Below are 23,896 nucleotides of genomic sequence, written 5' to 3'. Positions count from 1 at the left end.
ATTGATCCGAGGATTCGATCATAGTTGCCTGAACTGTCTATAATTCCTTTCAGTTTCACCCCACCCCACAATAACGCCGAGACCGCCATGCTACAAATGTCCCGGCGCCAGTTCCTGAAGGTGACGGCCACGTCGCTTGCCGGATCGAGTCTTGCCCTGATGGGCTTTTCTCCGTCCGAAGCGCTTGCCGAAGTCCGACAGTACAAGCTGGCGCGCACCGTCGAAACGCGCAACACCTGTCCTTACTGTTCAGTGGGTTGCGGCATCCTGATGTACAGCCTCGGAGACGGCGCGAAGAATGCGCAGCCGAGCATCATCCACATCGAAGGCGATCCCGACCATCCCGTCAATCGCGGCACGCTGTGCCCGAAGGGCGCCAGCCTGATCGACTTCATCCACAGCCCGAACCGCCTGACGCACCCCGAGTATCGCGCGCCCGGCTCGGACAAGTGGGAACCGATTTCGTGGAACGACGCGCTCGACCGCATCGCGAAGCTGATGAAGGCCGACCGCGACGCGAACTTCGTCGAGACGGCCGAAGACGGCTCGAAGGTCAACCGCTGGCTCACGACCGGCATGCTGGCCGCGTCGGCGGGCAGCAACGAGGTCGGCTACCTGACGCACAAGACTGTCCGCAGTCTCGGGATGCTCGCATTCGACAATCAGGCGCGTGTCTGACATGGCCCGACGGTGGCAGGTCTTGCCCCGACGTTTGGCCGTGGAGCGATGACGAACCATTGGGTCGACATCAAGAACGCGGACGTGATTCTCGTGATGGGCGGCAATGCAGCCGAGGCCCATCCGTGCGGTTTCAAGTGGGTAACCGAGGCGAAGGCGCACCGCAAGGCGCGGCTGATCGTCGTCGACCCGCGCTTTACGCGTACGGCCTCGGTGGCCGATTACTACGCGCCCATCCGCACCGGCACCGACATCGTCTTCCTGGGCGGGGTCATCAACTATCTGCTGACGAACGACAAGATCCAGCACGAGTACGTGAAGAACTACACGGACTTCTCGTTCATCGTGCGCGAGGATTTCGCGTTCAACGACGGCATCTACTCCGGTTATGACGCGGAGAAGCACGCGTACCCGGACAAATCGAGCTGGGACTACGAGCGCGGCGACGACGGCTTCGCGAAGGTCGACCCGACGCTGCAGCATCCGCGTTGCGTGTACAACCTGCTCAAGCAGCACTACGCGCGCTATACGCCGGACATGGTCCAGCAGGTCTGCGGCACGCCGAAGGAGAAATTCCTGAAGGTGTGCGAGATGCTCGCGACCACGGCCGTTCCCGGCCGCGCCGGCACGGTGCTGTACGCACTCGGCTGGACCCACCATTCGACCGGCGCGCAGATCATCCGCACCGGCGCGATGGTGCAGTTGCTGCTCGGCAACATCGGCATCGCCGGCGGCGGGATGAACGCGCTGCGCGGCCACTCGAACATCCAGGGGTTGACCGACCTCGGGCTGATGTCGAACCTGCTGCCGGGCTACATGACGCTGCCGATGCAGTCCGAGCAGGATTTCGACGGCTACATCAAGAAGCGCACGCAACTGCCGCTGCGGCCGAACCAGTTGAGCTACTGGAAGAACTACAAGGCGTTCCACGTCAGCTTCATGAAGTCGTGGTGGGGCGACGCGGCGACCGCCGAGAACAACTGGGGCTACGACTACCTGCCGAAGCTGGACAAGCAGTACGACCTGCTGCAGGTGATCGAGCTGATGAATGCCGGCAAGATGAACGGCTACATCTGCCAGGGCTTCAACCCGCTCGCGGCGGCGCCGTCGAAGGTGAAGACGGCAGCGGGCCTCGCGAAGCTGAAGTGGCTCGTGATCATGGATCCGCTCGCGACCGAGACGTCCGAGTTCTGGAAGCATCACGGCGACTACAACGACGTCGATGCGTCGAAGATCCAGACCGAGGTGTTCCGTCTGCCGACCACGTGCTTCGCGGAGGAAAACGGCTCGCTCGTGAGTTCGAGCCGCGTGCTGCAGTGGCACTGGAAGGGCGCGGAGCCGCCGGGCGACGCGAAGAGCGACCTCGAGATCATGTCGGGGCTGTTCCTGCGCATGCGCAAGCTGTACCAGAAGGACGGCGGCAAGTATCCGGACCCGATCGTGAACCTGACGTGGCCGTACGCGAACCCGGAAAGCCCGACGCCCGAAGAGCTCGCGATGGAGTTCAACGGCAAGGCGCTCGCCGACCTGCCCGACCCGAAGGATCCGGCCAAGACGCTCGTGAAGAAGGGCGAGCAGCTGGCCGCGTTCGCGCAATTGAAGGACGACGGCACGACCGCGAGCGGCTGCTGGATCTTCTGCGGCGCGTGGACGCAGGCCGGCAACCAGATGGGGCGGCGCGACAACTCCGACCCGACCGGCATCGGCCAGACGCTGAACTGGGCGTGGGCGTGGCCGGCGAACCGGCGGATCCTGTACAACCGCGCGTCGTGCGACGTCGCCGGCAAGCCGTTCGACCCGACCCGCAAGCTGATCGGCTGGAACGGCAGCGCGTGGAAGGGCGCCGACGTGCCGGACTTCAAGGCGGACGAGCCGCCCGAAAACGGGATGGGGCCGTTCATCATGAACCCGGAAGGCGTGGCGCGCTTCTTCGCCCGCGCGGGGATGAACGAAGGTCCGTTCCCCGAGCACTACGAGCCGTTCGAGACGCCGCTCGACGCGAACCCGCTGCACCCGAACAACCCGCAGGCGCTGAACAACCCGGCTGCCCGCGTGTTCGCGGACGACCGCGCGTCGTTCGGCAAGGCGGCGGAGTTCCCGCACGTGGCGACGACGTACCGGCTGACCGAGCATTTCCACTACTGGACCAAGCATGCGCGGCTGAACTCGATCATCCAGCCCGAGCAATTCGTCGAGATCGGCGAAGACCTCGCGAAGGAAGTCGGCGTCGCGCACGGCGAGCGCGTGAAGGTGTCGTCCAAGCGCGGCTACATCATCGCGGTCGCCCTCGTCACGAAGCGGATCAAGCCGCTGACGGTCGACGGCAAGAAGGTCCAGACGGTCGGCGTCCCGTTGCACTGGGGCTTCAAGGGTCTGACGAAGCCCGGCTATCTCGCCAATACCCTGACTCCGTCCGTGGGTGACGGCAACTCGTACACACCGGAATTCAAGTCGTTCCTGGTGAAGGTCGAAAAGGCGTAAGGGGAAAGAGATGGCATTGCAATCGCTGGATATCAAGCGCGTCTCGGCCACCACGACGCCACCGCCCACGGTGCGCGAACCGGTGACCGGGAGCGTCGCGAAGCTGATCGACGTATCGAAGTGCATCGGCTGCAAGGCATGCCAGACGGCGTGCATGGAATGGAACGACCTGCGTGACGAGGTCGGCACCAACGTCGGCGTGTACGACAACCCGGCCGACCTGACCGAGCATTCGTGGACGGTCATGCGGTTCTCCGAATACGAGAACCCGGCGGGCGACCTCGAGTGGCTGATCCGCAAGGACGGCTGCATGCACTGCGAGGATCCGGGCTGCCTGAAGGCGTGTCCGTCGCCGGGCGCGATCGTGCAGTACAACAACGGGATCGTCGACTTCCACGAGGAGAACTGCATCGGTTGCGGCTATTGCGTGACCGGTTGCCCGTTCAACGTTCCGCGGATCTCGAAGAAGGATCATCGCGCGTACAAGTGCACGCTCTGTTCCGACCGCGTCGCGGTCGGCCAGGAACCGGCCTGCGTGAAGACCTGCCCGACCGGCGCGATCGTGTTCGGCACCAAGGAGGACATGAAGCAGCACGCGGCCGAGCGGATCGAGGACCTGAAGGAGCGCGGCTTCGAGCATGCGGGGTTGTACGACCCGCAGGGCGTCGGCGGTACGCACGTGATGTACGTGCTGCACCACGCCGACAAACCGTCGCTGTACCACGGGCTGCCCGACAACCCGTCGATCAGCCCGATGGTGAAGCTGTGGAAGGGCATCGCGAAACCGCTCGCGGTCGCCGGCCTCGCGCTGACCGCGCTTGCCGGGTTCTTCCACTATGTCCGGGTCGGTCCGAACGAGGTGAGCGAAGAGGAAGAATCGGCCGCGCGCGACGAGGCGCGACGCATCAAGGAGGACGCGAAATGAACCACGACGACCCCAACCTGATCGTCCGCTACTCGGCGAACGAGCGCACGAACCACTGGATCACCGCGATCACGTTCGTGCTGCTCGCGCTGTCCGGGCTCGCGCTGTTCCATCCGTCGATGTTCTGGCTGACCGCGCTGTTCGGCGGCGGCCAGTGGACGCGGATCCTGCATCCGTTCGTCGGGCTCGTGATGTTCGTGTCGTTCGCGATCCTCGTCGTGCGCTTCTGGCACCACAACACGCTCGACGCGGACGATCGCCAGTGGCTGAAGCAGATCGGCGACGTGCTGACCAACCAGGAAGACAAGCTGCCGCCTGTCGGGCGCTATAACGCCGGGCAGAAGCTGCTATTCTTTACGTTGGTGGCGTGCCTGCTGCTGCTCCTGCTGTCGGGAGTCGTGATCTGGCGGCGCTACTTCTCGTTCTACTTCCCGATCGGGGTGATCCGCGCGGCCGCTGTCGTGCATGCCGTGGCGGCCTTCGTGCTGATCGCGAGCATCATCGTGCACATTTACGCAGCGTTGTGGGTGAAGGGCTCGATCGGCGCGATGGTGCGCGGCACCGTCACGCTGGGCTGGGCCCGCAAGCATCACCCGAAGTGGTTCCGTGAAAGCGTGAAATAACGCACTGGAGCGGAGCGCCTCGCCGATCGCGGCGGGCCGCTCCGCGCCTTCGCCGGAACTGCCCGAAAGCGCCGATGCGTCGGCGCTTGTTTTTTTGGAAGACATTTCTGTGACACAACGCATTCTCGAACCGACCGAGATCTCGGCACTCGATCATTCGGCCATTCCGCGCTTTCGCCTGCCGGAGCGCGCGACCGCGTTCGCGGCGCGCGCCGCGCGGCTGCGCAAGCTTGCCGACCTGAACCCGATCAGCGGCTACCTGCGGCTGATGGCCACCGTCGCCGACGCGCAGCATGCCACGCTGCAGACGCTGGACCTGCCGCTGCCGTCGAAGGAAGCGATCGCGCGTGCGCAGGAGCACTCGATGCCGCTCTTGCCGGCGCTCGACGGCGAGCGCGACGCACGCTGGCGCGCCGTGCTGTACGAACTGCTCGACCGCGTCGAAGGCGCCGGGCTCGTCAATCCGCAGCTCGCGAAACTGCTCGACCGGTTGCGCCTGATGGCGCCCGCCGAACTCGACGCGCAGGCCGACGCGATCCTCGCGCTGCGCTTCGCCGAAGTCGACCCGGCCACCGCGCCGTTCCTGATGGCCGCGCTGCAGGTGGTCTGGACGGACCTCGCGAGCCGCGTGACGCCGGCCGATGTCCCGTATCTCGACCAGCCGGGGCTGTGCCCCGTGTGCGGCACGCATCCGGTCGCGAGCGTCGTGCGGGTCGGCGGCCCGTACCAGGGCTACCGGTTCCTGCAGTGCGGGCTGTGCACGACCGAGTGGCACATGGTGCGCACGAAGTGCTCGCACTGCGATTCGACCAAGGGCATCGCGTACCACGGGATCGAGGGCGGCAGCGAAGCCGTCAAGGCCGAGTCGTGCGACGAGTGCAAGACCTATCGCAAGATCGGCTATCAGGAGAAGGACTACGAGTTCGAGCCGCTGGCGGACGATCTCGCCAGTCTCACGCTCGACCTGCTGATGAACGAGGCCGGCTATCAGCGCAGTTCGCCGAACCCGCTGCTGTGGCCGGACGTCGCGCGGGAAGCGGACTGACGGCACGGGCCGGGGGCGGCGCGCGAGCGCCGGCGCCGGCCGACTGCGAAGCATGAGACTGGAGCCACAACGACGTGACCGAACCGGGTGTGAATGAATTGAATGCGGTGCTGGCGCGCGTGCCGTCCGTCGAGCGCGTGCTGTCGTCGGCACCGTTGCAACCGCTGATCGCGGACTATGGCCGCACGCGCGTATTGAACGCCGTGCGCGCCGAACTGGAGCGTTGGCGCACCGCCGCGCAGCACGATCCGGCCGCGGCCGAGCCGCTCGACGAGCCGCGCATCGCCGCCACCCTCGCGCGCACGCTGGCCGCGCAGAGCACGGGCGCCGTGCGTGCCGTGTTCAACCTGACCGGCACCGTGCTGCACACGAATCTCGGGCGCGCGCTGTTGCCCGACGACGCGGTGCGCGCGGTGGTCGACGCGCTCACGCAGCCCGTCAACCTCGAATTCGATCTCGCCACGGGCCGCCGCGGCGATCGCGACGACCTGATCGACGCTTTGCTGTGCGAACTGACGGGTGCGGAAGCCGCGACCGTCGTCAACAACAACGCGGCGGCCGTGCTGCTGACGCTGTCGGCGCTTGCGACGAAGCGGGAAGTCGTCGTGTCGCGCGGCGAGCTGGTCGAGATCGGCGGCGCATTCCGCATTCCCGACATCATGAGCCGCGCCGGCGCGAAGCTGCGCGAGGTCGGCACGACCAATCGCACGCACCTGCGCGACTACGCGGACGCGATCGGCCCGCGCACGGCGCTGCTGATGAAGGTGCACTGCAGCAACTACGCGATCAGCGGCTTCACGAAGGAGGCGACGCTCGCCGAACTCGCGCCGCTCGCGCGCGAGCGCGGCGTGCCGGTCGCCGTCGATCTCGGCAGCGGCACGCTTGCCGACCTGTCGCAATGGGGACTGCCGCATGAGACGACCGTGCAGGAAACCGTCGCCGCCGGGGCAAACGTTGTCACGTTCAGCGGCGACAAGCTGCTCGGCGGCCCGCAGGCCGGTCTGATCGTCGGCGACCGCGCGCTGATCGCGAAGATCAAGAAGCATCCACTCAAGCGCGCGCTGCGCGTCGGCAAGCTGACGCTCGCGGCGCTCGAACCCGTGCTGCGCCTGTACCAGGCGCCCGAATTCCTGCGCGACCGGCTCACGACGCTGCGTCTGCTGACGCGGCCGCAGCGCGAGATCGCCGAAGCGGCCGAGCGCGTGCGCCCGGTATTGCAGGCCGCGCTCGGCAGCGGTTTCGACGTGGTGGTCGAGCCGATGTTCAGCCAGATCGGCAGCGGCGCGCTGCCGGTCGACCAGTTGCCGAGCGCCGGGCTCGTCGTGCGCACGGCGGACGGCAAGCGCGGCGGCCGTGCGCTCGTGCAGCTCGAGAAGCGGCTGCGCGAATGGCCGCGTCCGGTGATCGGCCGCATCGCGGACAACGCGCTGCGGCTCGACCTGCGCTGCCTCGAAGCCGCCGACGAAGCGGCGCTCGTCGCGCAATGCTCGCCGCTGGCGGGGCCCGCTGCATGATCGTCGGGACCGCGGGACACATCGACCACGGCAAGACGACGCTGGTGCGCGCGCTGACGGGCGTCGATACCGACCGCCTGAAGGAAGAGAAGGCGCGCGGGATTTCGATCGAGCTCGGTTACGCGTATACGCCGCTCGACAACGGCGACGTGCTCGGCCTGATCGACGTGCCGGGCCACGAGAAGCTGATTCATACGATGGCGGCGGGCGCGTGCGGGATCGACTTCGCGCTGCTCGTGATTGCCGCCGACGACGGCGTGATGCCGCAGACGCGCGAGCATCTCGCGATCCTGCAATTGCTCGGCGTCACGCATGGTGCCGTCGCGCTGACCAAATGCGATCGCGTCGACGGCGAGCGTGTGGCCGAGGTGCGCGACGAGATCGCCGCGTGGCTGCACGACTCGACGCTGGCCGGCGTGCCGATCTTCGAAACGCAGGCGACGGCAGCGGACGATCCGGGTGTCGCCGCGTTGAAGCGTCACCTGGCCGACGCAGCGATCGCGTGGCGCGCGCGCCGCGACGACGGGCTGTTCCGGCTCGCGGTCGACCGCGTGTTCACGCTCGCGGGGCAGGGCACGGTCGTGACGGGTACCGCGTTCGCGGGCCGCGTCGCGACGGGCGACACGCTCGCGGTCGTGCGTACCGGCGGCGCGGCGCGTGTGCGCAGCATCCATGCGCAGAACCGGCCGGTCGAGATCGGCCGCGCGGGCGAACGGTGCGCGCTGAATCTGGCCGGTGTCGACAAGGCCGACGTCGAGCGCGGCGATACCGTCGCCGATGCGCGGCTCGCCGCGACGTCGCCGCGTCTGGACGTCGAGCTGACGCTGCTCGCGGATGCAGGGCTGTCGCTCACGCACTGGGCGCCGCTGCACGTGCATCTCGGCACGCTGCACCGCGTCGCCCATGTCGCGCTGCTCGACGGCGACACGCTCGCGGCCGGCCAGCGGATGCGCGTGCAACTGGTGTTCGACGAACCGGTGTTCGCGCTGCCGGGCGACCGGTTCATCGTCCGTAATCCGCAGGCGACGCGCACCGTCGGCGGCGGCCGGGTGCTCGATCCGTTCGGGCCGGCCCGCAAGCGTCGTACGCCTGCCCGCCGCGCGTGGCTCGATGCGCTGGCGGCGTGGCTCGACGAAGGGCGTCTCGATGCGCTGCTCGCGCAGGCTCCGCTCGGCATTGCGCGCGCAACGCTCACGCATCTGACGGGCTTCGCGCCGAATGCGCTGGCGTTGCCGGAAGACGCGCGGGCGATCGGGCAGCGCGACGCCGCGTCGAACGACGGCGCGGTGATTTCGCATGCGCACTGGCGCACGCTGCAGACGCGGGCGATCGACACGCTGCGCACGTATCACGAACGCATGCCCGACGAGCAGGGGCTCGACGCCGCGCGCCTGCGGCGGATGGCCGCGCCGCTCGTCGGCGATGCGCTATGGCGCGCGCTCGTCGATGCGCTGGTGGCCGACGGCGAAGTCGCGCGCAGCGGGCCGTGGCTGCATCTGCCGTCGCATTCGGTGAGCCTGGAGCCGCGCGAGGAAGCACTCGCGCGGCAACTGTTGCCGCTGATTCAGGCGGGGCGCTTCGATCCGCCGTGGGTGCGCGACCTGGCGCGCGACACGGGCGCGGCCGAGGACGCGGTGCGCGCGTTGCTGCGCAAGCTCGCGCGGCGCGGCGACGTGCACCAGGTCGTGCGCGACCTGTTCTATCACGCGGACGTCGCGCGCGAGCTGGCGGCGCTGGTCGCGCATCTCGCGCCGTCGCGCGGCGGCGGGCTCGACGCCGCGACATTCCGTGATGCGACGGGGCTCGGCCGCAAGCGTGCGATCCAGATTCTCGAGTTCTTCGACCGGGTTGGGTATACTCGCTTCCACCGCGATCTTCACTACCTGCGGCCTGACAGCGGTTGGGTGGGTATTCAGGCGTAGGCGCTCGTTGTTCTTGGGTTCTTTTCCCACGGAAGGCATTCGTATCCGGTGGTACGGCCGGGCTTCAAACCCGGTTGGGGGTGTCAGACACTCCCGGGTCAGTTCGACTCTGGCTGCCTTCCGCCACTGCGGTTCCCCGCGATCGGCGCGCGCCGCACGGCGCATCGCGTCTTGATCCGCTCGTCTTGAATCGTCCTCGTGGGAACGTCACGCATCTAGCAGCAAGCGGTGACGGCAAGGCGGCGTACGCGTTGCTTGTCACGAACGAGGAAAATCCATCCCTGCTGTCGCGGGTCCGCAGAATTTTTCCGATTCGAATTCCGAAATAAAAGAAGGGTGAATTGCCGTGGGCCCGGCCTGTAAAGCAGGATTATCTTTCGTGGACTGAAGCGGCGCGCGTCGATAATTGAATAAGTGAAGAATATCGCAATCAAAACGCTAATGGTGATTGTGCGATTTCCAGAAACTATCAAACTGATTTTGATCCCGATTCCGATCGGACCGGTTTTGTGACACGGGTTTGCAAGCTTGGCCGGGCGCATTGTCGGACGTCGGGCGGACAGGATGCCAACGCCGTCGCGCCGTGCGTGCCGCGCTGCTCGACCCTTCAACTTTTCCGGAAAACTGTCGACAATGTAAGGCGTTGCATTCCGAAATCGAGAACTGATTATTCCGGTTGCTGTGCGTGGTTTTATTTGGCAGGATTTTCATCACGTTGCCCGGTCCTAAAAAACAAAGCGGTCGATAATTCAATTAACGTAAATGACACGTTCCGGATGAGCGACGGTTTGACGGAAAGACGACAAGAAAAGTGAAGAGGCGGCGAACAGGCGGCATCGTTCGCAATTGATGAATCAATCGCTTGCCCGGCAATGTCGATGCGTCACGCCATCGATCCGGGTGAATCCGACACGGGGCGGTCATGGCGATACTCAAGAACGATTCTTCCGGGGAAGCGTGCCTGCTGCGCGCGTATCACGTGTTCGGCCGCGATGCCGCGCGCTGCGACACGGTCATCCGGGACGCATCGGTGTCCCGGGTCCATGCCCATATCCGCTGGAGCGGCGGTCTGTGGGAACTGCACGATCACAGCAGCAACGGCACGTCGGTATCGGGCGTGCCGTTGCGCGACGGCGAGCACGCGGTGCTGCGGCCCGGCGACGTGATCCGGTTCGGCCAGGCCGGTACCGCGCCGTGGCGCGTCGATGCGCTCGACGATCCGGCCGATACGCTGTGGCCGATACGCGGCGCCGCGCCGCCGATCGTGCTTGCGTCGAGCCAGACCCTGCCTGCCCGTGCCGCGCGGCCGGTCACGATCGTCCGGTCGGCGGCCGGCGAATGGCTGTGCGACGATACGTTGCCGCCACGCACGCTCCATGACGGCGACGAAGTGTCGAGCGGCGACTGCACGTGGTGCGTGACGCTCGTGAGCCGCGGCTCGACGATGATGCTCGCCGCGCCCGCCGATCCCGCCCTGCCGGGGCATCTGCTCGAATTTTTCGTCAGCCGCAACGAAGAGCACGTGCGCATGCTGCTGCACGTGCGCGGCGGCGTGGTCGACCTCGGCGAACGGGCTCATCACTACAGCCTCGTCACGCTTGCGCGTGCCCGCTCGGCCGACATGCAGGCCGGCTACGACGCCGTGTCGCAAGGCTGGATCGACCTCGGCCGGCTGGCGCACATGCTGGGTATCGATCCGTCCCATGTCAACGTGCAGATTCACCGCGCGCGGAGCCAGTTCGCGGCGCTGCCGGGGCTCGACGCGAGCCAGCTCGTCGAGCGCCGGCGCGGCAGCGTCCGCTTCGGCGATTTTCCGTTCCGCATCATGCGCGGCGAGCATCTCGAATGCCAGTCGGTGCCGGGCGTCGCGCTGCGTATCGGCGCACTTCGTCCCGTGTCGGGCCCGGTCGTCCATTACTCGTGAACGCGGGGGAACAGGCCATGTTGCCGACCGTGTCCCGCACGCCCGAATCGCGGCAGCCCGTCGCGCCTTTCGCCGAGCTTGCCGGCAAGCGGCACTACCGGCTCGGCCCGCTGCTTGGCGAAGGCGGCAACGGCGTGGTGTTTCGCGCGACCTGCGGCGAAACGGGGCAGGCGGTCGCGATCAAGCTGATGCGCGACGATGCCGCGCGGACCGCGGCGGAACGCGCGCACCAGCGCGCGCGCTTTCGGCGCGAGACGAGCCTGTGCGAAGCGCTGCGGCACCCGAACATCGTGGCGCTGCTGGACCGGGGGGAAGCGCCGGACGGGCGGCTGTTCGCGGTATTCGAGCTGGTGCAGGGCCTGACCGTGCGCGACCGGCTCGCGGCGCAGGGGCCGCTGTCGGCCGTCGACACCGGGCGCCTGATGACGGAAGTGCTCGACGCGCTCGCGGCCGCGCATCGGCGCGGCATCGTGCATCGGGACCTGAAACCGCAGAACATCGTGATCGCGATCGCCGATGACGGGCCGCACGCGAAGCTGCTCGATTTCGGCATCGGCGCATTGCTGCCCGGCGCCGAAGACGTCGCGCGCCAGACCGCGACGCTGGCGACCGAGGTGCTCGGTTCGCCGTCGTATTGCGCGCCCGAGCAACTGCGCAACGAGCCGCCGACGCCGAGAAGCGACCTCTATGCATGGGGCCTGGTCGTGATCGAATGCCTGACGGGCAATGTCGTCATGCACGGCGCGAGCGTGGCCGACATTCTTTATCAGCAGCTCAGCCCGGTGGATGTCGCGCTCCCGCCGTCGATCGCGTCGCATCCGCTCGGCGCGGTGCTGCGGCGCGCACTGAACAAGAATCCGGAGCAGCGCGCCGCGTCGGCCGACGAACTGGCGCGGCAGTTCCGCGCGCTGAACTTCGCGGCGCTCGTCGGCCAGTTCGACGCCGGCCGTGCAGGCCGGCAGCTGCGCCCGCACCCGTTCGCGCCGCGCGGCGACACGATCGCGGCGGCCGGCGAGTACCGGCAGGTCACCACGCTGTGCTGTTGCGTGGCGATTGCCGGGGAGGGCCGGCAACGCCACGCGGGAGCCGATCATGGCGACCTGCTCGACGGCTACGAGGAGCAATGGCTGACCAAGTGCGCCGACATCGCCATCGGCTACGGCGCGCACGCGGGCGGGCGGCTCGGCGATACGCTGCTGTTCCATTTCGGCTTGCAGGGCGACATCGACCGGCCCGCCCGCCGCGCGGCGCGCGCGGCGCTCGACATGGTGCGGGTGGCCGAGCGCGCGCGGCTGCCGGTACCGGCGACGGCCGGCGGCATCGGCGGCGGCGGTGACGGCTGGCGGGTCGAAGTGGCCGCCGCGATTCACGTCGGGCAGGTGCTCGCGCATGCATCGCACATGTCGGGCGTATCGACGCCCGCCGCGGCATCGCGATTGTTGAGGCTCGCCGGACCCGGGCAGATCCTGGTCAGCGACGATGCGCGGCTCGCGCTCGATCGGCATGCCGACCATCGGCCGACCGCGTTGCGGCTGGCGCGCGCGGGCCTCCTGCCGCAGCCGGTCCATGAATTGCTCGGCGAGCGCCGCGCCGATACGCCGTTCGATTCGCTCGACACCGGTGTGCGGGTACCGATGGTCGGCCGCGCCCACGAGCTCGACGCGCTGTTGCGCCATTGGCAGGAGACGCTCGCGCGATACCGTCGCGCGATGCGCGGCGAGCCTGCGCCGCACGGCGTGCCGCGGCTCGTCGTCGGTGAAGCGGGAATCGGCAAGTCGCGCCTCGTGCACGAGCTGTGCGAGGCCGTGCGGATCCAGGGCCACGCGTTCGCGCATTGCGGGTGCCTGCCGGAACGCGAGAATCATGCGTTGTTTCCGGTCCTGCGGTTCATCGGCGCGCATTGGCATATCGACGCCGACAGTCCGGCCGGCGGCGCGCTCGACGCGATCGACACGATGATCGCGCCGCTCGAGTGCGATCATGCGGCGGCCCGCGCCGCGCTCGCCACCTGGCTGGGGCTGCCGTGCGATGCGAAGGGGTTCCTGTGGTCGAGCGTACGCGAACGGCACGCGCTGTTCGACGTCCTCGAACAGTTGATCGTGTCGCTCGGCAACGGCGCGCCGGTGCTGCTCGTCGTCGAGGACGTCCAGTGGATCGACCGCGCGACCGAGGATTTTCTCGCCTACCTGCAGCGCTCGCCGCGCGCGGCGGCGCTCGCCGTCGTCTTCACGTCGCGCCCCGAGAAGCTTGGCCGGTGGCGCGCCGCGACCGAGCGCCTGGTGCTGCGCCGCCTGCCGCGTGCCGACGCGCAGCGCCTGATGTCGGCGTACCTCGGGCAGGGCGTGCCCGATCCGGCCTGGCTCGACCCGCTTGCCCGCCGCACGGCCGGCATCCCGTTGTTCATCGAGGCCGTCGCGCGCGAGTTGACGACGAGCGGCGCGGACGGCGCGCTCGCGGGGCCGCGGGCAACGGATCCCTTTCCGCTTCCGCTGAGTCTCGGCGGCATGCTCGGTCTCGCGTTCGACCGGATCGACGATGCGCGCGACACCGCGCAGCTCGCCGCGACCATCGGGCTCGAGGTGGATGCGCAATTGCTCGCCGATGCATCGCCGCACGATCGGGCCACGCTCGACGGGCATCTGCGGCTGCTGCTCGAAGAGCGGATCGTGTACGCGCAACATCGGCGCGATCGGGTGTTCTATGCATTCCGCCACGCGTTGATCCGCGACGCGGCCTATGAATCGATGCCGCCCGCCGTGCGGCGCGGCAACCATGCGCGGGTCGGCCGCGCATTGATCGCGGAAGCCGATCGGGGCGCCGGTGCGCACACGTTCGGTGTCGCCGGGCACTTCGCGCGCGCGGGCGCCCTGGCCGACGCGATCGCGCACGGCATCGACGCGGCGCGCCGTGCGCTCGAGGGCGCGCGGTACGACGACGCGATCCGCTACGGGCAAGCCGTGTTCGAATGGCTCGGCAATGCCGACTACGCGCAACGCGAACACGACAGCGCACGCCTCCGCACGACGCTGACGCACGCGACGATGGCACGGTTCGGCTGGGCGGACCCGCAGGTGCGCGAGCATGCCGAGCTGCTGCTGCGGCAGGTGCGGACGCTCGACGACCCGGGGCTCGAGATCAGCGCGCTGTGGACCTTGTCGACCTACTACCACGTCGCGGGCGACCGTCCCACCGTGCGCGGGATCGGCTTGCGGCTCGACGCGCTCGCGACCGAGCGCGGCGATGCCGGCGTTCAGGTCGCGGCGGACGCGATGCGCGGCATGAGCCTGTGGGTCGACGGTCACTATGCGCGCGCCCGCGCCGCGTTCGAGGCGGTGCTCGCGGGCTACGACGTGCGGCGCGACGCGAACCACCGGCGCATCCTCGGGCTCGATACGCGTGCATGGACGATGGCGTCGCTCGCAAGCGTGCGCTGGTGCATGGACGACGATCCGCGGGCCGCGCTCGCGATGGCGCACGACGCGGTGTATTGCGCGACCTGCCTCGACCATTTGCCGACGCTCGGCGTCACGATGATGTACCTCGCGCGCACGTACCAGCTTGCGGGCGATCGCGATGCGGCGCTCGCGCTGTCGGACGCGATTCTGCGCCTGTCGGAGATTCACCGGCTGCGCGCGGTCGAGCACTACGCGGCGATCATTCGCGCGTGGGCGACCGGGGATCGCGCGGGTGTCGTCGAGCATCTCGACGCGCAGCGGCAATCGGGCGGGCGGCTCGGGCTGACCTACTACGCGTCGCTGCTGGCGGAACTGGATGCCGCGCGCGGCGAGTACGGCGCCGCGCTTGCCCGGATCGACGAATGCCTCGCACGGTGCGAATCGACCGGGGAGCGCTATTACGAAGCGCAACTGCTGATGAAGAAATGCGAATACTTGCGCCTGGCCGATCCGCGATGCGGCGGCGTGGCCGCGCTGGACGCGTGCCGGCGCGCAGTCGAAATTGCAACAGCGGCGGGCATGGGCCGCGTCGCCAGGCTCGCCGGAACGCTGTTGCAGTCGTTGCCGTAAGTGGTTCCATTCGTCCATCAGGAGAACAGAGAGATGAGCAAGGATCTTCGACTACCGACGTACGAGCAGTTTCTGGAATACCGCGCAACCGTCATCCGGGCGATCGCGCTGGCGTGGCATTCGCCGGCGTTTCTCGACGAACTCGAGGCCGACCCGATCGAGGCGCTGCGCGAGCATTTCGACTATCACTTTCCGTTCCGGCTCGACCTGAAGGTGCAGCCGAAATCGTCCGAGTGGACGCCGACCGTCAACGGCGACTGGACGGCCGGCCGGAGAAACAAGCTCACGCTGTACCTGCCGCCCGCGCCGGCGGACAAAGCGCAATTCGCGCAGGCGCTGGCCGCCTACAACGCGAACCACATCACCATCATGGAATGACCGCGGGGAAACCGACATGGCCAACAACAACGCGAATCCGACGCTCGAATCGATGCTGGAGTTCCAGAAGGTCTATCTGCGCGCGATCGCGCTCTCGTGGCGGGATCCGGAATTCAAGGACGAGCTGCTGGAGCGGCCGCTGGAGACGCTCGCGAAATACTTCGGTTACCAGTGTCCGTGGATCGTCGACATCGAGGTCGTCAAGACCCATGGCGATCATGGCTGGAAGCGCCATGCCAACGGCGGCGGGAGCTGGCAGCTGCCGCGCAACGTGATGACGGTCGGCATACCGGAGCAGCCGTTGAGCCTCGACGAGGAGGCCGTTGCGCTCGCGGCCTACTGCGACGCCGGGCCGAGTTACCTGTTCACCTGCTGCTGACGCGGCGCGGCCGCGCCGTGTACCGTCGCGCGGCCCCGGCGCCGCGCGACGTTCGTTTCCCCGCCGCATGGAACCCGACGATGCTCGATGACCCTTCGCGCGTGTTGCGCTTCAAGCCGCATTTGCTCGTGCTCGATGCCGGGCCCGAGACCTTGTTCGTCGTCGACGAATTCAAGCGCGTGATGCTGTCCGGCGCGATTTTCGTGCGGATCGCGGCGTGCCTGGGGGCGCGGATGACGATCGCGGAGACCGTGACGTCGCTTGCCGGTGCGTTCGGCGAATGGGACGTGCTCGCGCGTCTCGATCAACTGGTGCGTCGCGGGTACGTGCGCGCGGACCTGCCGCACGACGACGATGCGGCGCGCGGCTTCTTCGAGCGTGCGGGGCTCGACGGCGACGCGGCTTGCACGCACGTCGCGCAACTGCGTGTCGCGATCGAGCGGTTCGGTGTCGACGATACGGCGCTCGGGCGCGCGCTCGACGCAGCCGGCATCGACGTCGTGACGGAGGCCGGGCTGACCGTCGCGATCGCCGATACGCACGATCGCGACGATCTCGCCGCGTGCGCCGCCCGCGTCGCGGCGCGCGGCGGGGCGTTGCTCGTCGTGACGACGGGCGGCGTGCAGACGCTGATCGGACCGTTGCTGGCCGGCGGCGACGCGCTCGCCGACGCGCCGTGCATCGAATGCGTGCGCTACTGGATTCGCATCAACCGGCCCGTCGAAGCGCTGCTCGCGCGCCATCACGGCCGCGACGCGGCGCGTCTGCCGCCGGCGGCGTCGCGTGCGGCGGCCTTTGCCGCGGCGGCGCTCGTGGCGGCGACAGTCGAGCAGATCGCCGTCAACCCCGCGGCGTCGGCACGGGCGCAGACCCATATCGTGGCGCAGCGCATCGACACGCTGGCCGCCGAGCGTCACCGCGTGCTGAAACGTCCGCAATGCCCGTGCTGCGGCAATCCCGGGTGGATGCGCGAACAGGCGGCGCGCGCGCCGCGTCTCGCCGATCATGAACCGCTGGCGCGCTCCGACGGCGGCTACCGCATCGCCGATCCGCAGCAGGTGTTCGCGCGTCATGCCCATCTGGTCTCGCCGGTCAGCGGCGCGATCGCTTACCTGCATCCGATGCCGAAGCGGCACGCGGGCCTGCGCAAGGTCTACGCGTCGGGCTTTCTCGTGTGCCCGGCGGCCGTGCCGGGCAGCAACCGCTTCGACAGGATCTGCGCCGGCAAGGGTCGTACCGACGATCAGGCCCGCGCGAGCGCGCTGTGCGAGGCGCTCGAGCGATTCAGCAGCGTGTACCAGGGGGACGAGGCGACGCTGACGGGAAGCCTCGAAAGCCTGCTCGCCGATCCCGCATGCGACGCCGCCCCGATCCACGTGAACGCCCTTCAGCAGTTCAGCGAACGGCAATTCGACGCGCGCGACGCGATCAACGCGTTGACCCGCGATGTCCGGAAACAGGTGCCGCCGCGCTTCACGGCGCACGACGTCATCGACTGGACGCCGGCCTGGTCGCTCGTGACCGGCCGGCGCCACCTCGTGCCGCTGAGTTACTGCTATGCGGAAACGCCGGACAGCGCGCGGGCGCCGGCCGCGTGCGTGCACAACCCCAACGGCTGCGCGGCGGGCTCGAGCCTCGACGAGGCGATCCTGCAAGGCATGCTCGAATTGATCGAGCGCGATGCGGTCGCGATCTGGTGGTACAACCGGATCGCGCGGCCCGGCATCGAATTGTCGAGTTTCGATGATCCGTATTTCGACGCGCTCGTGCGCGAATACGCGACGCTCGGATGGCGTTTGTGGGCGCTCGACATCACCGCCGACCTCGGGGTGCCGACCGTGGCCGCGCTCGCGGAAAATCCGCAGGACGGGCGCTTCTCGATCGGCTTCGGCTGCCATCCGGACGGCGCCATCGCAGTGAACCGGGCGCTGACCGAAGTCAACCAGTTGCTCGATGTCGCCGCGGATGCGCCGGACCCGTGGGATCGCGGCAAGCTGGCGGACACCGGATTCCTGTATCCGGCGGCCGATTTGCCCCGCACGAGCCGCTCGACGTGGCAGCCGATCGGCGCCGCGTCGCTGCCGGCTGCGATCGCGCAGGGTGTCGGGCGCATCGCGGCGGCCGGCATGGACGTGCTCGTCGTCGACAAGACGCGACCCGACCTCGGCCTGTCCGTCGTGCAGGTGATCGCGCCGGGGCTGTGCCATTTCTGGCCGCGCTTCGGCGCGCAACGGCTCTATTCGGTTCCCGTTCGACTGGGTTGGCGGGGCCAGCCGAGCCGCGAGACGGAGTTGAACGAGGCGCTGCTGTTTCTCTGACGGGCCCGTCGCCGCGGCACGACGGTTCGCCACCGCGTCGACCGCGGCCGCGCGGCGGCCTCGGCCCGCCGGGCCGGATGCCGCCGCGCGCGGTCGCTTTCATGCCGTCGCGCTGCCCGATCGTGTCGCGACGACCGGCCGGCGTCACGCCAGCGCCTGGGCGGGCAGGCGCCGCGCGACGGCCTCGTCGGATTTCAGCGACGCGGCCAGATGCAGCGCGGTCGTCGTCATGCCGCCCAGGCCGACGATCACGAGCAGCGCGAGGAGCGAGATGCCCTCGGTCGCGGCGACCACCGCCTTGACGCCCAGGAAGCGGAACACCTGACCGGTGATCGTGTCGACGAACGCCTCCGCCGCTTCGACGCCATCCAGTTCCTCGCCGCTCTTCACGGCCCACACGATCGTCAGGGCCAGCCGCGCGCAGCCCCACAGATTCACCGTGACCTGATCCACTTCCGCGGGGATCTTGTACTTCTTGCCGGCGATCTTGAGCGCCGCGGCCCGTCCGTACCCGACGACGGTGTTCAACAGCCAGAGCAGGTTGTTGAGCCCCTTGCCGTCGTTGCACGAGAAGCCGCCCGCGTCGCTCGCGATCATCCACGGCACGCTGAAGAACGCGGAGCCGAAGCCCATGAACAGCGAGCCGGTGCCGATCGCCTCGACCTCGACCTCCTCGGTCTGCAGCGCGATCTCGATGGTGTCGAGAATGGTCGCGGCAAAGATGCAGACCGACGCCGATACGCCGAAGAAGACCGCGATGGCCGATTTCTGCTCGGCGCTGACCATCAGCGAAACCTCGGACTTCGGCGCGATTCCGCTCTGCTCGGCGAGCCACTGCGCGGTGAACGACGACTTGAAGCGGGTGACGCTCGCGGCGTCGGGGAACGGCGCTTCATGCTTCACGAGCTTGTACAGCAACGTGCCAGGGATGGCGACGACGTACGAGAACAGGTCGCGCACCTTGAAGCTCAGCGACGAGCCGGTGATCAGCTTGTAAAGCTGCGACACGAACGGGATTTCCCATTCGGTGTCGAACAGGTCCTTGACCGCGCCGATCACGTCGGCGACGAGGTCGAGAATCGTCAGGACCAGGCCCTTGGCCGCGCTCAACGCGAACTGGGTGACGGCCTCCATCACCTTGACGGTGCCGGCGAACAGCAGGTCGAGCACGCGATCGGGCGTGCGGCCGATCTGTTCGAAGTAGGCGGCGGCGTCGTGGAACGCGTTCTTGCCCTGGCCGAACTCGAAGTTGTCGGCGACTGCCTTCAGCTTTTCGCACAGGCCCTGGAGCGGATCGGCGGCGACGGCCAGCGCATCGCCACGGGACAACACGCGCGTCGATTTGTAGTTATCCGAAAAGGCGTTGAGCAGCACGTTGTGGCTGGTCGACTCGCCGATGCGCGGGTCCGGGCGATCGACGTCGTCCGCGTACTGGCCGATCCCGAGCTTCGGGTCGAGTTGCGCGAGGAACGTGTTGACGGCCTTGTCGATCTCCGTCTGCAGGTGGTCGAAACCGGCCGCCACCTGGCCTTTCACCGCCTCGACCGCCAGGAGCAGGTAGTCGAAGGTCGCGTCGAACGTATGGCGGGTCGCCTCCGCCGATCGCTTGATGTCGCCCCACGCGAAGAAGAAGGCCAGCCACTCGTACAGTTCCTTGAAGAACACCTTGAGCTTGTTCCAGATGCCCTCGACGATGTCGAACGCCTGCTGGAAGAGCTTGATGGTCTTGTCGATCAGGTACGTCACGCCGTCGATGAGGAAGTTGAAGACGACCTTGATCTCGTTGACGAGGCGCGTGACCGGATCGACGATGGTCGTCACGACGAATTCCTTCAGGCCGTCGATGATGCGGCCGACGCCGTTCTTGATCGCGTTCCAGATGTCGCCCCAGTCAATGCCGAGAAAGCCGGCATTCGCCAGGGTTTCGTCGCCGGACGACGCGAGCGCGCGGGAGCGCAACAGGTAGGCGCCGGCCTGGTCCGCGGTCAGGTCGTCGTAGTGCACGCCGGTATCGGTGAACGACACCCGCCAGTGCTGGGCGGGCACGTCTTCCGGCACGAGCGCGAACGGGTCGGCCGTGCCACGCGTCGTGTGCCGCAGCCCGACGAGCGAGCGGTTGGCGCCGAGGTAGCGCAGGCTCCGGGCCGACGCGTTGGCCGGCATGCCGAACGACATCGACTGGCGCATGATCTTCGCCACGTTCTCGGCGTTTTCGCGGGTCCGGAAATCCCCGGCCAGCAGGTAGGCGCCGGAGGCGGTCTTCGCGTTCCAGACGGCGTCGGTGTCGACCGCGTGCATCTTCTCCTGCAGCGCGCCGTTCGGCTCCACGGTGACGCCTTCGCCCGGCTGCATGAACTGCGTGCGGACGTGGTAGCTGGGGCTCGCGAGGCTGTTGGTGAAGCGCTCGATCACCACCTTGCCGCCGCCGCCCGACAGCACCGGGATCGTGTAGTCCGGGCTCGCCTGGTAGTAGAGGCCGTTGATGCGCAGCGGCACCATCGACGCGGCATCGATCTGCACCCGGGCGTTGACGGCAAGCTGGCCGGCGTCGTCCAGCACCGTGATCTCGGTGGCATGGGTCGGCACCGACGTCATCTCGCCCGTGCCCTGCAGGCGGATTTCCTCGTTGGTCCACTGGGTCGTCTTCGGGTCCTGCCAGAAGCGGTACAGCCTGCTGTCCGACGACACGGAATACGCTTCCGAGTAGCCGGCGGCGTTGCGGCCGACGGTGAATTTCGTGTTGGGCACCGGGTTGCCGAGTTCGAACAGGCTCGACCAGCTCACCTTGTTGAGCCCGCTGCTGATCTGCCGCGTATGGTAGAGCCGCTGATCCTTGCCGATCGCGAAGACCTCGAGCAGGCCGCCTGCGTTGATGACCGCCCGCAGGCCCGTGACCGGCGCCGCGTTGCTGACCAGCACCCAGTCGTCGAACTGGATGCCCGACGTGCTGTATTTCTTCTCGCGCTTTTGCCAGATGCCGAAGTCGGTATCGACGATGAAGATGTTCAGGCGCTTCTCCTGGTCGGCCACGACGGCGAGGTCGATCGCCTTCTTGTAGCCGAGCGTCGTGAAGTAGGAGAAGCGGAAGTCGCTCTGCGCGAACAGCACGGCGTTGTCCGGACCGATGGCGAATAGCGACTGCTGCACCGGATCGTTCGCGCACATCGCGATGCGCTTGACCGTGGCGTTGTCCGGGCTGCCCTGGCTCTTGCGGATCGGTACCCAGTCGGTCGACCCCCAGGTGCCGTCCGGCCGCAGATAGCTGCTGCCGACTTCGTCGTTGTCGAGCACGACGTTGACGTAGACGTTGCCGAAATTCCGGGTCGACAGCATCTGCTTGAGCGGGCGTTTCGCGCCGGCGGGCTGGCAGTCGGCCTGCGCGTAGCGGCCGTCCTGCCATCGGCTCAGCGTCAGCTTGCCGCTGGCGCCGATGCCGAGGAGATTCGGGTTGTCGTAGTCGTTGCTGCGCGCGAGACAGGGGCTGATCTGGCTCGCGGTGACGCCGAGGTCGGTTTCGGTCCAGCCGGTGTCCGACTGGTTGTCCGCGCGGATCCGGTAGACCTTCTGCGCGGTGCCGGACGAATAGATATCGAGGCGCCCGGCGGCATTGAGGAACGTCGAGATGTCGCTCGCGCCGGTGACCGGGCGGATGATCTCGTAGCTTTCCATCAGACGGGTGCTGACCTGCAGGCCCGATTTCGGATCGGGTGCGTTGCCGTAGAGCGAAGCGGACAGCGACGGTGGGACGGTATGAACGCCAGGCATGGGATCTCTCCAGTGAAAGGGTGGGCGGTGACGGCTAGGGCGTGTCGCGCGTGAGCGTGCGCGCCGTTTGCAACAGGGGCGCTGTCCAGCGCCAGCGCATGTCGGTGGACGAGCAGACCGTGGCCTGGGCGCCGGCGTGGGGGCCGAGCATCCCGGCCAGCTGCGCGGCCGCGCGCGCGAAACCGGCGACGCCGTGCCGGGCGCCGCGGCGCAGCGCATGCACGAGTTCCCACAGGTCGGGGTAAAAGGCGGTCAGCCGCGCGCGATGCGCGGGGTTCTCCGCGACGAACGCGATGGCGTCCAGCACGGTGTCGCGCGCCGCGCGGCAGGCGGCGTGGCCGGCGCCGCCCAGCGAGGTCAGCGCCGTCGCGACGTTCGCGTTCACGCATGCATCCACCGGATTGGGGGCCGCACGGCGGTCGAGCCAGGTCCGGCACGCCCCTTGCGCGATCCACGTATCGGCGGACTCCGGGCGGTAGTGCAGCCGCCACGGATGCAGCACACGCTCCAGCGCGTCGCAGGCCTCGGCCGCGGTGCGCCGTCCGAAGCGGGCAAGCAGCGTCAGCGCGAGCGCGGTATCGTCGGCATCCGCGGGCAGGTCGACGCCCAGCCAGGACGGCATCCGGCCGGGCGGATAGAAATGGAACGCGCCCGGGCAGGTGAGCGAGGCGCAGCTTTCGAGGAAGTCGAGGCCGCGGGCGATCGCGCGATCGGCCGTCCCGGCCGGCAGGCGCGCAAGCGCGTCGAGGATCAGGGCCGTGACGAAGGCGTTCTCGTCCGCGTAGCGCCGGTCGCCGACGGTCACGCGCGACGGGAACGCGCCGCCGGGCGCCTGCGCGGAGAGGAGCGCATCGAGCGCGTGGACCGGGGCGCGGCTCGCGCGGGCGGGCAACGCGGCGCTCATGACGACGTCTCGGGATGGTCCGGCGTCAGTCCGATGGCCACGGTCGCCGGCTGGTCCGATGCCACGACGATGCCGAACATCCCGTGCCGGGTCACGAAGCCGCTCGCGCCGGCCAGCGGTTCGCTGAGCGCGCGATAGAAGTGCGTGTCCCATCCGCGGGCGGCGGCCACGCGCAGCACCGTTTCGCGGATGCGGCCGTCGCCGCCGAACAGGTCGTTGGCGACCGCATACAGCGTGAACGTCGACGCGCCGTCCGGGCCGGCACCGATGCTGACGCCGAAATCGGCCGCCGGCAGCGCGGCCTCGATCGCGCTGCAGCAGGCATCCTGCAGCAGGCCGAGCACTTCGTCTGCGCGGTGCTCGAGTCGTGCCGCCGCCATCAGCAGCGGCACATCCGCGCGGAACAGCCGGCGCGTGCGGAGGTAGAGCTCGGCGCGCCGGCCCGCCGGTTGCCAGCCGGCCATGACGGGCCACGCGCCGCGCCGGACGATGCCCGACAGGTCGCCGAGATGGCGGGTGCCCCAGGCCAGCGCGTGCTCGGCGCCGCGCCCGGGCACCTCCGCATAGAGCTTGAAGCGGGGCTTGCCGTCGCCGTGCCGGCCGCCGATCCATGCGCCGTAGGCGAGCGCCGCGTTGTCCTGGAACGACGCGATCGCCGCGAGGTCCGCGGGTTCGATCGACTCGTCCGACAGGGCGGCGATCGCGGCACCCGCGCGACTCAACCGGCGCGCGGGCGGCGTGTCGGGGCCGGCGGGCTCGACGGTATAGCGCAGTTCCGGGCGGCCGAACGCGATGGAGATTTCCACCGGAAAGCCGCTGCGTCCCAGTTTGCTGTCGTTCCAGGCGGCGGGTTCCGCCGGCGAACGGTCGCGCAGCAGGTGCCGCAGCGCGGCGTCCGGCGCGGGCGCCGCGGCCTGGCGTGCGGGCGTCCCGTGCGAGGACGCCAGCGCCAGCGCTCGCTGCACTGCCGGGTGGAGTTCGGCCATGGGCATGGTGGGCGTTCGTGCGTGAAGGC

The 23,896-nt window shown here is 68.4% G+C and carries 14 protein-coding genes and 1 tRNA gene; 12 read left to right on the top strand and 3 right to left on the bottom strand.

The features are described from left to right. Positions 1-87: 87 nt before the first annotated feature. From fdnG to AC0KUR_RS01180, 12 genes are all read left to right on the top strand, one after another. Positions 88-3,159 (top strand): formate dehydrogenase-N subunit alpha, encoded by a 3,072-nt coding sequence (gene fdnG / locus AC0KUR_RS01235; RefSeq protein WP_082744713.1) that lies wholly within the window; start codon positions 88-90, stop codon positions 3,157-3,159. Between the two features lie 10 nt (positions 3,160-3,169). Then, positions 3,170-4,084: a formate dehydrogenase subunit beta gene (fdxH, locus tag AC0KUR_RS01230; RefSeq protein ID WP_034185837.1), complete on the top strand. Its 915-nt coding sequence runs from the start codon at positions 3,170-3,172 to the stop codon at positions 4,082-4,084. Then, positions 4,081-4,707 (top strand): formate dehydrogenase subunit gamma, encoded by a 627-nt coding sequence (locus AC0KUR_RS01225; protein ID WP_034185838.1) that lies wholly within the window; start codon positions 4,081-4,083, stop codon positions 4,705-4,707. The genes fdxH and AC0KUR_RS01225 overlap by 4 nt, the downstream gene beginning before the upstream one ends. Positions 4,708-4,816: 109 nt before the next feature. Further along, positions 4,817-5,752: a formate dehydrogenase accessory protein FdhE gene (gene fdhE / locus AC0KUR_RS01220; protein WP_197423874.1), complete on the top strand. Its 936-nt coding sequence runs from the start codon at positions 4,817-4,819 to the stop codon at positions 5,750-5,752. A 74-nt stretch (positions 5,753-5,826) separates the two neighbouring features. Further along, positions 5,827-7,266: an L-seryl-tRNA(Sec) selenium transferase gene (gene selA, locus AC0KUR_RS01215; protein ID WP_473375228.1), complete on the top strand. Its 1,440-nt coding sequence runs from the start codon at positions 5,827-5,829 to the stop codon at positions 7,264-7,266. Next, entirely contained in the window at positions 7,263-9,188 is a 1,926-nt protein-coding gene (gene selB, locus AC0KUR_RS01210) for a selenocysteine-specific translation elongation factor (protein WP_473375227.1), read from the top strand. Before selA ends, selB begins: the two co-directional genes overlap by 4 nt. Positions 9,189-9,218: 30 nt before the next feature. After that, positions 9,219-9,314: transfer RNA gene (locus tag AC0KUR_RS01205), tRNA-Sec, on the top strand. 796 nt (positions 9,315-10,110) lie between these two features. Beyond that, entirely contained in the window at positions 10,111-11,112 is a 1,002-nt protein-coding gene (locus AC0KUR_RS01200; protein WP_473375226.1) for an FHA domain-containing protein, read from the top strand. 17 nt (positions 11,113-11,129) lie between these two features. After that, positions 11,130-15,137: a TOMM system kinase/cyclase fusion protein gene (locus tag AC0KUR_RS01195; protein ID WP_473375225.1), complete on the top strand. Its 4,008-nt coding sequence runs from the start codon at positions 11,130-11,132 to the stop codon at positions 15,135-15,137. Positions 15,138-15,170: 33 nt separating this feature from the next. Further along, positions 15,171-15,515: a BMA_0021/BMA_0022 family TOMM bacteriocin gene (locus AC0KUR_RS01190; protein ID WP_049029779.1), complete on the top strand. Its 345-nt coding sequence runs from the start codon at positions 15,171-15,173 to the stop codon at positions 15,513-15,515. A 16-nt stretch (positions 15,516-15,531) separates the two neighbouring features. Then, positions 15,532-15,894 carry a BMA_0021/BMA_0022 family TOMM bacteriocin gene (locus AC0KUR_RS01185; RefSeq protein WP_473375224.1) on the top strand — a complete coding sequence of 121 codons (363 nt, stop codon included), beginning with the start codon at positions 15,532-15,534 and terminating at the stop codon, positions 15,892-15,894. An 80-nt stretch (positions 15,895-15,974) separates the two neighbouring features. After that, on the top strand, positions 15,975-18,212 hold the full coding sequence (locus AC0KUR_RS01180) for a TOMM precursor leader peptide-binding protein (protein ID WP_473375223.1): 2,238 nt from the start codon (positions 15,975-15,977) through the stop codon (positions 18,210-18,212). Positions 18,213-18,356: 144 nt separating this feature from the next. Here the strand turns inward: AC0KUR_RS01180 and AC0KUR_RS01175 are convergent, their stop codons facing one another. Genes AC0KUR_RS01175 through AC0KUR_RS01165 form a run of 3 tightly spaced genes read right to left on the bottom strand, consistent with a single transcriptional unit; the run spans position 18,357 to position 23,873 of the window. After that, entirely contained in the window at positions 18,357-21,977 is a 3,621-nt protein-coding gene (locus AC0KUR_RS01175) for a DUF8189 domain-containing protein (protein ID WP_059558316.1), read from the bottom strand. Between the two features lie 34 nt (positions 21,978-22,011). Continuing rightward, complete coding sequence (locus AC0KUR_RS01170) at positions 22,012-22,881, bottom strand: prenyltransferase/squalene oxidase repeat-containing protein (protein WP_473375222.1); 870 nt, start codon at positions 22,879-22,881, stop codon at positions 22,012-22,014. Continuing rightward, a complete protein-coding gene (locus tag AC0KUR_RS01165) occupies positions 22,878-23,873 on the bottom strand; it encodes a hypothetical protein (RefSeq protein WP_124609796.1) in 996 nt (331 codons plus the stop codon). The genes AC0KUR_RS01170 and AC0KUR_RS01165 overlap by 4 nt, the downstream gene beginning before the upstream one ends. Between the last annotated feature and the right edge of the window lie 23 nt (positions 23,874-23,896).

The sequence above is a fragment of the Burkholderia sp. YHN3-13 genome (genome assembly GCF_055810675.1).
The sequence above is the reverse complement of the archived record's forward strand: the minus strand, read 5'-3'. Positions and strand labels throughout refer to the sequence as shown.